Genomic DNA, 12,783 nt, shown 5'->3' on the forward strand with positions numbered 1-12,783 from the left:
AAAGAAATATTAACAACTTAAAAATAAATCTCGTTTAATAATGCACAACGGGTTGGTTTAAATAATTTATAAGTCTAATTTCCTAAATCTATACCCCAAAACACGCTCCAATTTTTCACTTGAAACAATTTTTCCAATAGTAGTTTCATTTTCATTAAATAATGGAGCAGTTAAATGGAACTGCTTAGCTTTTTCGGTATAATAGTTTTTCCTTGTAGGATGGTTGGGTGCGACCGCGTTAAAAGTTTCATTCCATACTTTGTCATGCTGAACTTGTTTCAGTATCTCACATATAATTTCTATACAATCTTGTTGATGAATTAAGTTTATTGGGGCATCTGGATTGCCAACATTGGTTTTGCCAGTTAACATTTTTACTATGTTTCTGTCTTCTCCAATTAAACCACCAAAACGAATTACTGTGGTTTGAAAATTAGAATTATTTCGTAACAAATTTTCAACTTCCACCAATTGTTTTCCGCTTTCTGTATCTGGGTGCAAAACACTTTCTTCTGTAACTGTCTGAATCAAATCAGATTCATTATAAACAGAAGTTGAACTAATAAAAATCACTTTTTCAACAGTAGAATTCTCAATAAAAGGAATCAAATTTTGGATTTTAGCTATAAATGTTTTTTCTGAAGTTACTTCTGTAATTTTTCTTAAACCAGGTGGAATATTAATAATTAGAATTTCAGAATCGTATAAAAATTCGGAAATAGTCCCCGTAATTTTATCTTCAGAAATTGTAATTAAAAAAGGCTCAATGTTATTAGATTTCAAAAGGTCTAATTTATTTTCAGAAGTGGTAGAGCCTTTCACTTCAAAATCAATTTCAATTAATTTTTTAGCTAATGGAAATCCCAGCCAGCCGCAACCTAATATAGATACTTTCATTTTATTTTTTTACTAATACATAACTTTCATTTTCCACCGCCAAATAACCTTGGTCGTAAACGAAATAATAAATATTCCCCGTTTTTGTGGTATAAATAGAAGTAATTAAATCAAAATCAAACCCTCTGCTAATTAATTTATTTTTGGTTGTTTTGGTTTTTTCTTCTGGATTTAATTCGGTTAAAATTCTATAATTTTTGCGCAATTTGTTGTTTATATTTCGCATCAAATTGGTTTGATCTTTATTCATTTTATTGTTGTAGGCGTTACGGCAACCGTCGCTGCAAAACTTTTTGTCTTCTCTTCCTACAATTTTATCTTGACATTCTAAACAAGTTTTATTCATAACATTTTTATTTGAGCAAGAATAAAAATAATAAAAAAATAGAAATAATGATTGATTTTTAATCTTTTATTTTTCAACAACAAACGACAACAAACACTTACAACCGATTTTAAATGAATAATAACCGAATAACTTTTTTTTCTTACCACATCTTTGCACTGTCGAAATGAAACAACGAGTTCAATTTCAATATTCAAAACATTTGAATTTTTTTAATTTCTTAAATCTGTGTTCCAAAAATGAACAATTATTAACATTAAATATTTAAACGCCATGAAAAACAGAGTACAATTAATCGGACATGTAGGTCAAGAACCAGAAGTTAAAAATTTAGAATCTGGAAAAGTAGCCAGTTTTACTATCGCTACGAATGAAAATTACACCAACGCCAAAGGTGAAAAAGTGGAACAAACTGAATGGCATAGAATTTCTGCTTGGGGAAAAACAGCAGATATGGTGGAAAAATCAATAAATAAAGGCGGTCATGTAGCCATCGAAGGTAAATTAACACACAGAAGCTACGACGACAAAGAAGGAAACAAACGTTTTTTTACAGAAGTGGTTGCAAACGAATTGGTTTTATTAAGTAAATAACTACTAAATTTCAATGCTAAGATTTTTTAAATTATTCACATTTATTAAATCTACGTTTCAAAAAATTAAATAACAAAAACAATAAATTTTTACATGCCATGAAAAAAGCGTTTTTCTTAGTCTAAAACTTAACGAAACGCAAATTATATCAAAACAATTTAAAATAAATATATAAGCCTTATGAAAAATTCAGTACAATTAATCGGAAATGTGGGTCAAGAACCAGAAATCAAAACCCTTGAAGGAGGAAGAAAATTAGCAAACATCAACATCGCTACAAACGAAGTATATTATCGTGAAAATGGCGATAAAGTAGAACAAACGCAATGGCACCGTGTAACGGCTTGGGGGAAAACGGCAGAAATTATTGAAAAATATGTAACCAAAGGAAAAGAAATCGCCATTGAAGGCAAACTAACACACAGAAGTTACGATGATAAAGACGGAAACAAGCGTTATATTACCGAAGTAATTGCAAATGAAATTCTATTAATCGGTAAATAAGTATGTTATGCAAGTTAGTGTATTTTCTATCCGAATAGATCCTGCATTTTTAGAGCTAGATCAACAAAAATTAAATACTTTTTTAGAAACGGTTACATTTAAAAAATCCAGCACACAATTTTTGGAAAGTGAACCGGCGCATTGGTCTGTTATTATTCATTATGAAACTGAAGAGCAGCAGAAACCCATACGATTAGAACGAAAGTCATACGAAGATTTACTTCCGAAGGACAAACAAGTTTACGGATACTTAAATCAATGGAGAACTGAAAAATCAGAACAACTAAATCAGAAGAAATTTATGATTTGCCACAATTCTGAATTAATTGACTTAGCATTATATAAGCCAAGTAATTTAGACGAATTACAACAAATTAAGGGTTTTGGAAAACAAAAATCAGATAAATTTGGCGAAGATATTTTAGCGATTTTGAATGCCGTTTAAATTTTGAGGGATAACAAGAGTGCTTTCAGTGCTCTTCTTATTCATTCATTAAACGTTCAAATTCTTCAAAAAACAAACCTAAATGATATCCGTCTATTAATCCGTGATGCACATAAACTGCCATTGGTATTTTTTTTACCCCGTTTTCATCTGTCATTTTCCCAAATGAAAATTTCGGACAACTATCAGGCATTGAAAAACTTCTAGAATGAGAAATTGAAGTAAAATTTACCCAAGGTAAAGCAGAAAAATGAATGATATTTTCATGATATTCTCTTGTAAAAAGGCCGGGTGTGTTTTGGACTCTAGTTGCTTCGTTAGTATAATTTTTGATGAAAATAGCAAGGTTTTCATCGTATTCAATTTCTGAAAAACCAAATGTTTTATCGTTGCGTAAAATAGTAGCAGACGCGTTAATTTTATCAAAAAGATATACATTATTATTTTCTATTCGGTACCTAAAATTTTCAATTTTATTTACGGCAATTATAGTTTTGTGTAAATAATATACAAAAAAACTCACACCTAATTCTTTAGCTTTATGATAGGCTTTTGTGCAATCAAATTGGATAGTAGTGCCAAAAAAAGGTTCTTCAAATTTGCTGAAAAATTCAAAGTGTTCTTTTCGGTTCCAAGTAGCGAGGTCAATTTTTTGCTTCATTACATTAATGTTAAAATATCTGTTATTTGGGTAACCGATTTAAAATTGTTATGCTGAATTTCAAAATCTATTTTTTCATATTCCCAAGTTGTATGATACGGAATATGAATGGCGTGTCCGCCCAAATTCAAAACGGGCAAAACATCTGATTTTAAGGAATTTCCAATCATTAAAAAATCTTCTGCTTGGCAATCTAAACGACCTAACATTTTTTCGTAATCCAATTCGGTTTTGTCGCTCATCACTTCAATATGATGAAAATAAGCACCAATTCCCGAATCGTGTAATTTTCTATGTTGGTCTTTTAAATCGCCTTTTGTGGCTACTACCAATTTATATTTTCCTTGCAACTGTTCTAAAACTTCGGTGATGTTAGGAAGTAATTCCACTGGTTTTTGCAATAAATCTTTTCCAATGGCTAAAATTTGCTCAATTCCTTTACCCGAAATTTGATGATTAGTCAATTCCAAAGCCGTTTCAATCATCGATAATGTAAATGCTTTAATTCCAAAACCATATAACGGCAAATTATTGACTTGATGATTTAAAATTAACCCTAAAATTTCTTGATGCGACGCATAATCTTGAAACAAGACACAAAAGCGTTCTTGCGCCTCATCGAAATAGGGTTCATTGTGCCAAAGGGTGTCGTCTGCATCGAATGCGATTATTTTTGGTGTCATAATGTATTTTATTCAACACAGATTTTACAGATTTTTTCAATTTGTGTTAATCTGTGAAATCTGTGTTTAATTTTTAAATTAGGAAATCATCGCACCATTAATCACACCTTCCGCATCTGGATTTACGAAAACCAATTTTCCTTCCGCCGCAATTATTTTTGGGTTCATAATGTATTTTATTCAATACAGATTTCACAGATTTTTTCAATTTGTGTTAATCTGTGAAATCTGTGTTTAATTTTTAAATTAGGAAATCATCGCACCATTAATCACACCTTCCGCATCTGGATTTACGAAAACCAATTTTCCTTCCGCCGCAATTATTTTTGGGTTCATAATGTATTTTATTCAATACAGATTTCACAGATTTTTTCAATTTGTGTTAATCTGTGAAATCTGTGTTTAATTTTTAAATTAGGAAATCATCGCACCATTAATCACACCTTCCGCATCTGGATTTACGAAAACCAATTTTCCTTCCGCCGCAATTATTTTTGGGTTCATAATGTATTTTATTCAATACAGATTTCACAGATTTTTTCAATTTGTGTTAATCTGTGAAATCTGTGTTTAATTTTTAAATTAGGAAATCATCGCACCATTAATCACACCTTCCGCATCTGGATTTACGAAAACCAATTTTCCTTCAGCAGTATTGGTTAATAATAACATACCTTCGCTTTCCACACCACGTAAAGCTCTTGGGGCTAGGTTCACTAAAATCGTTACACGTTTTCCAATAACTTCTTCCGGTGTAAAATGCTCTGCAATTCCAGATACGATGGTTCTTACATCAATTCCGGTATCTACTTTTAAGACCAATAATTTGTTGGCTTTTGGCATTTTTTCGGCTTCAATAATCGTCCCGATTCGTAAATCTACTTTGGCAAAATCTTCAAATGTGATTGTTTCTCTTTGCGGTTCAGCTTTTGTATTTTCCACTTGATTGGCGGTTTTAGTTGCTTCTAATTTATCTAATTGTTTTTGAATTTCGGCATCTTCTATTTGTGGAAACAAAATTTCAGCCTGACCAATTTGATGTCCAGGTTTTGTCAAATTCCAATTTTCAAATTCTAAATTCCAATTATTGACTTTAATATCTAATATGTTGCACAATTTAGAAGAAGTAAACGGTAAAAACGGTTCTGAAAGTATAGCTAATGCTGATGCAATTTGCAGCGCAACATACATTTGAGTTTGTACTCTTACCGGATTTTCCTTAATCATTTTCCAAGGTTCTTCGTCGGCTAAATATTTATTCCCTAAACGGGCAACGTTCATTAATTCGCCCAACGCTTCCCTGAAACGGTAACGCTCAATCGAACTTGAAATTACCGCTGGATACGCTTTTAATTCTGTTAAAGTTTGCTCGTCAACTTCAGAAAATTCGTTTGGCGTTGGAACAATTCCCGCGTAATATTTATTGGTTAACACCACCACACGATTGATGAAATTTCCAAAAATTGCAGCTAATTCATTATTATTTCTGGCTTGAAAATCTTTCCAAGTGAAGTCGTTGTCTTTTGTTTCTGGCGCATTTGCCGTTAATGCATAACGTAACGAATCTTGTTTATCAGGAAAATCTTGTAAATATTCGTGTAACCAAACTGCCCAGTTTTTAGAAGTAGATAATTTATTCCCTTCTAAATTCAAAAATTCGTTTGCAGGAACATTATCAGGTAAAATATAACTTCCTTCCGCTTTTAACATCGCTGGGAAAATGATACAATGGAATACGATATTGTCTTTTCCAATGAAATGAACTAATTTTGTATCAGCATCTTTCCAATAGGGTTCCCAATCTTTTCCTTCGCGAGCCGCCCATTCTTTAGTTGCTGAAATGTAACCAATAGGAGCATCAAACCACACGTATAATTTTTTCCCTTCGGCACCTGGAACAGGCACATCGATTCCCCAATCTAAATCACGTGTAACAGCTCTTGGTTCTAAACCACCATCAACCCACGATTTTACTTGTCCGTAAACATTGGGTTTCCAGTCGTTTTTATGACCTTCCAAAATCCATTCTCTTAAGAATGTTTCGTAACGATTTAAAGGTAAAAACCAGTGTTTTGTAGATTTTAAAATCGGCGTTTCACCAGTTATTGTCGATTTCGGATTGATTAAATCGGTTGCATTTAAAGTCGAACCACATTTTTCACATTGGTCGCCATACGCTTCTGGGTTGTCGCACTTTGGACAAGTTCCAGTTACAAAACGGTCTGCTAAGAATTGGTCTGCTTTTGCATCGTATAATTGGTCGGTAGTTTCTTCTATGAAATCACCGTTATCATATAATTTTTTGAAAAATTCGGAAGCCGTTTTATGATGAATCTCCGATGAAGTTCTCGAATAATTATCAAAAGAAATTCCAAAATCTAAAAAAGATTGACGAATAATTCCGTCATATTTATCAATTACTTCCTGTGGCGTGATGCCTTCTTTCTTAGCTTTCATTGAAATTGCTACACCGTGCTCGTCGCTTCCGCAAATGAAAGCCACGTCTTTTCCTTGTAATCGTAAATAGCGCGCATAAATATCAGAAGGCACATAAACACCTGCTAAATGCCCAATGTGAATGGGTCCATTGGTGTAGGGAAGTGCCGCTGTAATGGTATATCTTTTCGGATTTTTTAACATATTATCATTAAATTTGATACAAAAATAATTCATTTAAGAGGAATAGACGAATTTTTCTGTTCAAATTCCTTATTTTTGAATTCTTATTGAATTTTATATGATTATACCACCATTTTTAAAGGCGGGAGATACCGTTGCTCTTGTTTGTACAGCACGAAAATATTTTCCCGAAGACGCCAAACCAGCTATTGATTTATTAGAATCTTGGGGGCTAAACGTTAAATTAGGAGCTACAATTGGCTTAGACATTTTTCAATTAGGAGGGACAGATATCGAACGAGCTACTGATTTTCAAGCGCAATTAGATGATGAAAATGTAAAAGCCATTTGGTGTGCTCGAGGTGGATATGGAACGGTTAGAATTATAGATACATTAAATTTTACGAAATTTAAAAAGTATCCTAAATGGATTATGGGGTTTTCAGATGTAACGGTTTTGCATAGTCAATTGAATATAGAACGTGTAGCGTCTTTACATTCAATTATGCCTTTTACAGTTCCAAATGCACCTGAAGAAGTAAAAGATACTTTGCGAAAAGCACTTTTTGGAGAAACGATTTCGTATACAATTCCTTCGAAAAGTTATGATGTAAAAGGGGCCGCTTCGGGCGAATTGGTTGGGGGAAATATTTCTATTTTATATAGTTTATTAGGATCAAAATCAGCAATTGACACAAAAGATAAAATTCTTTTTATTGAAGATTTAGACGAATATTTATATCATATTGACCGAATGATGTATAATTTAAAACGTAATGGTTATTTCGAAAATGTAAAAGGAATTATAGTAGGAAGTATGACGGATATGCACGATAACGAAATTCCGTTTGGGCAAAATGAAGTGCAAATTATTACAGAAATTGCAAAAGAAAATCGTATTCCAATAGCTTTTCAATTTCCAGCCGGACATCAATCTGATAATCGAACTTTAATTTTTGGTCAACAAGTAGTATTTGAAGTAAATGAAAAAGAAATCAAATTAAAATTTGATTAAATAACAATATAAAAAAATCCCAAATCCCATCTTGAAACTTTTTTTTGGAATTTGGAATTTGAAATTTTGGAATTTTAACTATGGCAGAACATAACGAATTAGGAAAAATTGGAGAAGAAGTAGCCGTTGAATTTTTAGAAAAAAACGGCTATGAAATTTTAGAAACCAATTGGGTATTTCAAAAAGCAGAGATTGATATTATTGCGCAGAAAGGCGATATATTGGCTGTAATTGAAGTTAAAACACGCTCTTCATTAGAATATGGTTTACCCCAAGATTTTGTAAAACCAAAAAAAATTCAACTTTTAGTCAAAGCCATTAATGAATACGTGATTGCCAATGATTTAAACGTTGAAGTCCGATTTGATATTATCGCTATTCATGCCACAGGGACAACATTTGATATAGAACATTTACAGGCAGCTTTTTATTATTTTAACAATTAGTAATAAAATTAACATTTTGATTTATATATTTGTGTATAAATAAAACCCAAATTTTATGAAAACAGTAGCCTCAGTTGTTGAAAAACATCTAAAAACCAAACCCTTTTTATTGAGTTCTTTATCTGAAGGAATTATTAATTTAACTTCTTTAGCTAGAATTATTATGCCTGAAATTGAATTATATTTAGGTAAAGATATTAAGCAAGGCGCTGTAGTAATGGCCTTAAAAAGAATTTCAGAAGAACTTGATTTTAAAATTAACCACAAAGTAACGAGGGTGTTACAAAATATTGGAGAAATTACGGTTCGATCTTCATTGACGGATTATACTTATGAAATTTCCGATACTTTATTAGAAAATCAAACCAAATTAATATCGGAAATTAAAATGAATAAAAATTTGTTTTATACTTCGTCACGTGGCGTAAATGAAGCCAATATTGTGGTAAGTTCAGAAATCAATGCCATGGTAGAATCGTATTTAAAATCTGAAAAATTAATTAGTAAAAACGAAAATTTATCTTCTATAACGGTAAAATTACCGCATGAAAATGTTTCTGTTCCAGGCGTATATTATTATATTTTTCAATCGTTAGCTTGGGAAGGAATTGTTATTGATGAGGTAATTTCCACTTCTAACGAATTTACCATCGTAGTAAATGAAATCCAAATTGATTTAGCGTTTAGCGTTATAAAAGACTTAAAAAAAATAGGCTAAATCAAAATCTAAATTCCATTGTTAATAAAAGAAATCTTGGTAGTAATCGATATTCAGTTTTAGAAATATTTACATCTGAAATCGAATAATTTTTAAAAGTCGTGGTATTGAATAAATTATTACCCGACAAGGAAAAAGTTAATTTATTTTCTTTAACAACATATTGTGTTTCTATATCTAAAAAATAATATTTATTATTTGTTTTTTCTAAATTTCCAAAGAAATAACGTTCTGACTGTAATTGAATATTAAATTTTTTATTAAAAATAAATGACAAATCTAAAAACGTCATATTGTCTGTAAATGAGTTTTGAATAGATGTTTTTATTTGATTATAATTAAAAGTAGAACCTACATGATAATTGAAAAAACCTCTAAATCCAGAACGTAATTGTAATCCATATTCTGCACTTAATATTTTTACTTCCCGCAAAGCAGTATTGTTAACGCTGTTTTTAAAATTTGAATTCGAGCCAATGAACGAAAACTTTAAATTAGATTTTATAGGTTTAAGGTATTTGTCAATATTTGAAGAAATTGAAAACAGCGCTTTATCCTGAATTAAAATTTTTTCAGTTTGAGAATAGTTAGGCATTATTATGGAATTACTGCTAAAAAAATCGTTGTCTTTTGAGTACATTAAAGAAAAATTAGCAAAAAATTTGTCTCCCCAGCTACCATAATTATAATTGAATAAGGTTGTTGTTGCATTTAATTGATTAAATGTTTCTATACCTCTATTAAATGACCGAAAACCTGTTTGTATAAATCCAGAATACACATCTAAAATTGATGCATTTGTTGTTGTATTTGAATAGGAAGTTAAAATTTTATTTTTCTTATTAATTTTCCATTCAAAATCTATTTTCGGAATTATAAAAAATGCGTTTTGATTTGCTTTTGCTGCTACATTTGAAATAGAATTAAATAATTGATGAAAATTGGATTGTGTTGTTAGGGCAATATTTTTATAATTAAATGTATATTTTGTATTTAAATATATATTGTTTGTTGTGTATTTTAAGTCATTTTGAAAGCCAATTGGTAAGGAAATAATCGTATTATTATTTTGCAATTCAAAACTTGTATTTAAATTATCAATTCTTAATTGATTGCCTATTTTTAATTCTAATAAATTTTGATTCTCTTTTCTGTCTAATAAATGCGTTTCAAAACCAAAAAACTCCATTTTGTTTTGGCTAAATTGTTTTGTATAATTCGCGTTTTCAGTAAATAAATCATCAAAAATAAATTGATTTGTAGAATAATTTTGAGGTGTTTTTTCATTTATATATCTTCCAGAAAACAACAGAACTTTGTTTTTTTTCAACTTATTTGTGACAACTAATTTTTGGTCAATAAGTTGATTGTTTGTAGTAAGTTTTTCATTTAGAAAATCTGTATTAAAAAGTAAATTACTTCTGTTTCTTTCTTCTGTTGTGTTAAATTTACCAGTATATTGTAGTGTCTTATCTTTAGAAATATCATAGGTTACATCTATTTTTCCAAAACCTGTAATTTCTGATTTTCTTCCAACAAAGTTTTCTGTATTTTCAAAATTAGAAGTTCCCAACGTAAAAAATTGCATATTGTTTTTAAAAAAGTCAACTTCATCTGTATTTAAAATACCAATTGCTTTTAATTTTACTTTTTTGGAAAGTGTAAAAATACTATTGAGTGAAAGCATTTCAGAATTATTAAAATTCACTCTTTTTTGTTTTAAATTTGGTAATTCTACACTTATATTAAGGAGTTTATTCGCAGTTTGATCATCACCAATACTGCCTGGCTCATCAAAACGAAAAGGTCTTATAAGTTGGTTTAGATCACCTGTTACATTGGCGCCAACATTGTTTAGATTTGATAAAAAGTAAAATTTCTCATTTTTGCCAAAATTCATAACATTAACTTTAGTTTCATATCTATTTTCTGATACAACACCATAGCCTAGACTGGTGTTTCCAAACCAAATGCGTTTGTAATTGTCTTTTAGTGTTAAATTTAATGCAACTTTTTTGCTTTTTTCAATCCCTTTTAAATGTTTGTTATTAGAATAATTTTGATACAATTCAACCTTGTTAATTGGATTTACTGGCATATTTTTTGTTAAAATTTTATAACCTTTTTCAAACATATCATCGCCATCAACCATTACTTTCTCAATTTCTTGCTCGCCAATTTTTATGGTACCATTACTATCAATATTTAATCCGGGTATTTTTTTCAGCATGTCTTCTACCGTTTGTTCATTACCCGTCATAAATGCTTTTGGATCGAAAATGACTGTATCTTTTTTTACTATAATTGGCAAATTAGATTGTATAATAATTTCTTTTATTTCATTAATTTTTTCTTTTAATATAAAATTATTTATAATTTCTTTTGGCGTGTTTTCGTTAATTTCAATTTCAATAGCTTGTTTTTCAAATCCAAGCGCAAGGATATTAAGTGAAAATGTGCCTTTTTTTTTAAAACTTATTTGATAAGTACCATTTTCATTTGAATAAATGTAAGCAACTGTTTGTTCAGAAGCGTCCTTTAATATCACACTAGCTGAAGCAATAGGATTGTTTTGAGAATCTTTTAAAACACCATATAAATGGGTTTGAGAAAAACTTGAAAAACATATAATAAAAAATAATGCTATTTTTCCCATTCAAACTTTACTTCAAGTCTTGTTCTTGGTATTTTATTATTTTCAACTTTTACGCCTCTTGGAAGATCTGAAATAATTGGTTCTTGTTCTTTGTTATATATAATATCTATATATTCTTTTATACCTATTGATTCATTTTTTATGTTTTCTAACGATGATATATTGATTTCGTTTACCTTTTTTATACTTGTAACGCCCCAATAATAACGTAAGCTTTCGTCATATACCTCTATGATTAAACCGGGTAAACCGCTAAATTTCCAAGGACCCATTTTAACAGGATATTCTTCAGAATACCAAGCAATGAAATTTCTTCCTCTAAAATTTAAAGTAGCCTTTTTACAATTAAAATCCCCTATTTTTTTGGTGAAAGTTTCTTCTAATTTCCAATCAAAATTCGGAATTTCTTCTTTTATTGTATACTCTTTTCTATTTATGTTTTCATTAAAAACTAAAGTATCCAATTTATAATCAGTAAAAATATATCGGTCTAATTCATTTTTTTTTACCAAATTAAATTTGTTAGTTTCATCGTCGCTTTTTTCTTTTAGTTCAACTTGTTTTATGTTTTCAGAAATTTTAAATAAAGCTTTTTCATTTTTTAAATCTATTTGAAGGGTACCAATCCTTTCATTATAAAACGCAGTATTATATTTTATGCTGTAAGTTATTTCTAAGTTATTTTGAGAAAAGGCAAATTGAATTGCAAGTAATAGTAGTGCGTATTTTTTCATTTCTTTATTTTTTAAGATGAAGTAGATAAACATTTTTATCCACTTCATCATTTTTATATATATTCTTTAAAGACTGCTTAAAAATTTAGATCGCATTTTTAAAGCAAAGAATTGGCACGCAAATTCACTTGAACTATTAAAATCAATGTAATTTTGTGAACTAATTACATTACCTTCTCGGTCATAAAGCGTTACTGTAACTTGACAAATCCCAACTGTTTTTTCGTTTTTTTCTGTACTTTCGCTTAGTCTTTCTAATTTTTCTCCAGCCATACTTGATGCTGTGAATGCTACAAGTGCAAACGCACTAAAAATCATTTTTTTCATAATATTTAAATTTAATTTGTTAACAATTATAAAAATAAAATATTAGGTCAAGTAATCTTTAAACAAAAATACACTATTTTTTATAAAATTTATTCTATTTTTACTCAAAATCTTATGTTTTATGTTAATTGGTAATAA

At 29.8% G+C, this 12,783-nt stretch carries 14 protein-coding genes; 6 read left to right on the forward strand and 8 right to left on the reverse strand.

What is annotated here, in order from left to right; all coding sequences use genetic code 11:
* Positions 1-66: 66 nt before the first annotated feature.
* A complete protein-coding gene (locus tag ABWP78_RS09395) occupies positions 67-897 on the reverse strand; it encodes a Rossmann-fold NAD(P)-binding domain-containing protein (protein ID WP_353170879.1) in 831 nt (276 codons plus the stop codon).
* Position 898: 1 nt separating this feature from the next.
* A complete protein-coding gene (locus ABWP78_RS09400; protein WP_353170881.1) occupies positions 899-1,243 on the reverse strand; it encodes a hypothetical protein in 345 nt (114 codons plus the stop codon).
* 273 nt (positions 1,244-1,516) lie between these two features.
* Between ABWP78_RS09400 and ABWP78_RS09405 the strand changes: the two genes are divergently transcribed.
* From ABWP78_RS09405 to ABWP78_RS09415, 3 genes are all read left to right on the forward strand, one after another.
* Positions 1,517-1,837 carry a single-stranded DNA-binding protein gene (locus ABWP78_RS09405; protein WP_353170884.1) on the forward strand — a complete coding sequence of 107 codons (321 nt, stop codon included), beginning with the start codon at positions 1,517-1,519 and terminating at the stop codon, positions 1,835-1,837.
* A 180-nt stretch (positions 1,838-2,017) separates the two neighbouring features.
* Positions 2,018-2,341, forward strand: a complete 324-nt coding sequence (locus ABWP78_RS09410) for a single-stranded DNA-binding protein (protein ID WP_353170887.1) — start codon at positions 2,018-2,020, stop codon at positions 2,339-2,341.
* A gap of 7 nt (positions 2,342-2,348) precedes the next feature.
* Positions 2,349-2,786, forward strand: a complete 438-nt coding sequence (locus ABWP78_RS09415; RefSeq protein ID WP_353170890.1) for an HRDC domain-containing protein — start codon at positions 2,349-2,351, stop codon at positions 2,784-2,786.
* Positions 2,787-2,823: 37 nt separating this feature from the next.
* On the opposite strand, the gene ABWP78_RS09420 is transcribed toward ABWP78_RS09415, so the two are convergent.
* The 3 genes from ABWP78_RS09420 to metG form a co-directional block, all read right to left on the reverse strand.
* A complete protein-coding gene (locus tag ABWP78_RS09420; RefSeq protein WP_353170893.1) occupies positions 2,824-3,447 on the reverse strand; it encodes a CatA-like O-acetyltransferase in 624 nt (207 codons plus the stop codon).
* Entirely contained in the window at positions 3,447-4,130 is a 684-nt protein-coding gene (locus tag ABWP78_RS09425; RefSeq protein ID WP_353170896.1) for an HAD family hydrolase, read from the reverse strand. The genes ABWP78_RS09420 and ABWP78_RS09425 overlap by 1 nt, the downstream gene beginning before the upstream one ends.
* Before the next feature lie 582 nt (positions 4,131-4,712).
* Positions 4,713-6,770, reverse strand: a complete 2,058-nt coding sequence (gene metG, locus ABWP78_RS09430; RefSeq protein WP_353170915.1) for a methionine--tRNA ligase — start codon at positions 6,768-6,770, stop codon at positions 4,713-4,715.
* A gap of 97 nt (positions 6,771-6,867) precedes the next feature.
* Here metG and ABWP78_RS09435 point away from each other — a divergent pair, with 97 nt between their 5' ends.
* The 3 genes from ABWP78_RS09435 to ABWP78_RS09445 all read left to right on the forward strand — a co-directional run bounded on the left by ABWP78_RS09435 (position 6,868) and on the right by ABWP78_RS09445 (position 8,928).
* Positions 6,868-7,764, forward strand: a complete 897-nt coding sequence (locus ABWP78_RS09435; protein ID WP_353170899.1) for a S66 peptidase family protein — start codon at positions 6,868-6,870, stop codon at positions 7,762-7,764.
* 80 nt (positions 7,765-7,844) lie between these two features.
* Positions 7,845-8,210 carry a YraN family protein gene (locus tag ABWP78_RS09440; protein ID WP_353170902.1) on the forward strand — a complete coding sequence of 122 codons (366 nt, stop codon included), beginning with the start codon at positions 7,845-7,847 and terminating at the stop codon, positions 8,208-8,210.
* A 55-nt stretch (positions 8,211-8,265) separates the two neighbouring features.
* The gene (locus tag ABWP78_RS09445) at positions 8,266-8,928 is read left to right on the forward strand and encodes an aspartate kinase (protein WP_353170904.1); all 663 of its coding nucleotides are present in this window, start codon (positions 8,266-8,268) and stop codon (positions 8,926-8,928) included.
* Position 8,929: 1 nt separating this feature from the next.
* Here the strand turns inward: ABWP78_RS09445 and ABWP78_RS09450 are convergent, their stop codons facing one another.
* The 3 genes from ABWP78_RS09450 to ABWP78_RS09460 all read right to left on the reverse strand — a co-directional run bounded on the left by ABWP78_RS09450 (position 8,930) and on the right by ABWP78_RS09460 (position 12,645).
* Positions 8,930-11,584 carry a carboxypeptidase regulatory-like domain-containing protein gene (locus tag ABWP78_RS09450; RefSeq protein ID WP_353170907.1) on the reverse strand — a complete coding sequence of 885 codons (2,655 nt, stop codon included), beginning with the start codon at positions 11,582-11,584 and terminating at the stop codon, positions 8,930-8,932.
* On the reverse strand, positions 11,572-12,318 hold the full coding sequence (locus tag ABWP78_RS09455; protein ID WP_353170909.1) for a GLPGLI family protein: 747 nt from the start codon (positions 12,316-12,318) through the stop codon (positions 11,572-11,574). Before ABWP78_RS09455 ends, ABWP78_RS09450 begins: the two co-directional genes overlap by 13 nt.
* A gap of 66 nt (positions 12,319-12,384) precedes the next feature.
* A complete protein-coding gene (locus ABWP78_RS09460) occupies positions 12,385-12,645 on the reverse strand; it encodes a hypothetical protein (protein WP_353170912.1) in 261 nt (86 codons plus the stop codon).
* Positions 12,646-12,783: the final 138 nt, after the last annotated feature.

The organism is Flavobacterium sp., assembly GCF_040402955.1.
GTDB lineage: Bacteria > Bacteroidota > Bacteroidia > Flavobacteriales > Flavobacteriaceae > Flavobacterium.

Excerpts from the sequence above, each read along its gene's own strand:
- ABWP78_RS09395 (WP_353170879.1), bottom strand. The coding sequence starts at position 897 with ATGAAAGTATCTATATTAGGTTGCGGCTGGCTGGGATTTCCATTAGCT.
- ABWP78_RS09400 (WP_353170881.1), bottom strand. The coding sequence starts at position 1,243 with ATGAATAAAACTTGTTTAGAATGTCAAGATAAAATTGTAGGAAGAGAA.
- ABWP78_RS09405 (WP_353170884.1), top strand. The coding sequence starts at position 1,517 with ATGAAAAACAGAGTACAATTAATCGGACATGTAGGTCAAGAACCAGAA.
- ABWP78_RS09410 (WP_353170887.1), top strand. The coding sequence starts at position 2,018 with ATGAAAAATTCAGTACAATTAATCGGAAATGTGGGTCAAGAACCAGAA.
- ABWP78_RS09415 (WP_353170890.1), top strand. The coding sequence starts at position 2,349 with ATGCAAGTTAGTGTATTTTCTATCCGAATAGATCCTGCATTTTTAGAG.
- ABWP78_RS09420 (WP_353170893.1), bottom strand. The coding sequence starts at position 3,447 with ATGAAGCAAAAAATTGACCTCGCTACTTGGAACCGAAAAGAACACTTT.
- ABWP78_RS09425 (WP_353170896.1), bottom strand. The coding sequence starts at position 4,130 with ATGACACCAAAAATAATCGCATTCGATGCAGACGACACCCTTTGGCAC.
- metG (WP_353170915.1), bottom strand. The coding sequence starts at position 6,770 with ATGTTAAAAAATCCGAAAAGATATACCATTACAGCGGCACTTCCCTAC.
- ABWP78_RS09435 (WP_353170899.1), top strand. The coding sequence starts at position 6,868 with ATGATTATACCACCATTTTTAAAGGCGGGAGATACCGTTGCTCTTGTT.
- ABWP78_RS09440 (WP_353170902.1), top strand. The coding sequence starts at position 7,845 with ATGGCAGAACATAACGAATTAGGAAAAATTGGAGAAGAAGTAGCCGTT.
- ABWP78_RS09445 (WP_353170904.1), top strand. The coding sequence starts at position 8,266 with ATGAAAACAGTAGCCTCAGTTGTTGAAAAACATCTAAAAACCAAACCC.
- ABWP78_RS09450 (WP_353170907.1), bottom strand. The coding sequence starts at position 11,584 with ATGGGAAAAATAGCATTATTTTTTATTATATGTTTTTCAAGTTTTTCT.
- ABWP78_RS09455 (WP_353170909.1), bottom strand. The coding sequence starts at position 12,318 with ATGAAAAAATACGCACTACTATTACTTGCAATTCAATTTGCCTTTTCT.
- ABWP78_RS09460 (WP_353170912.1), bottom strand. The coding sequence starts at position 12,645 with ATGAAAAAAATGATTTTTAGTGCGTTTGCACTTGTAGCATTCACAGCA.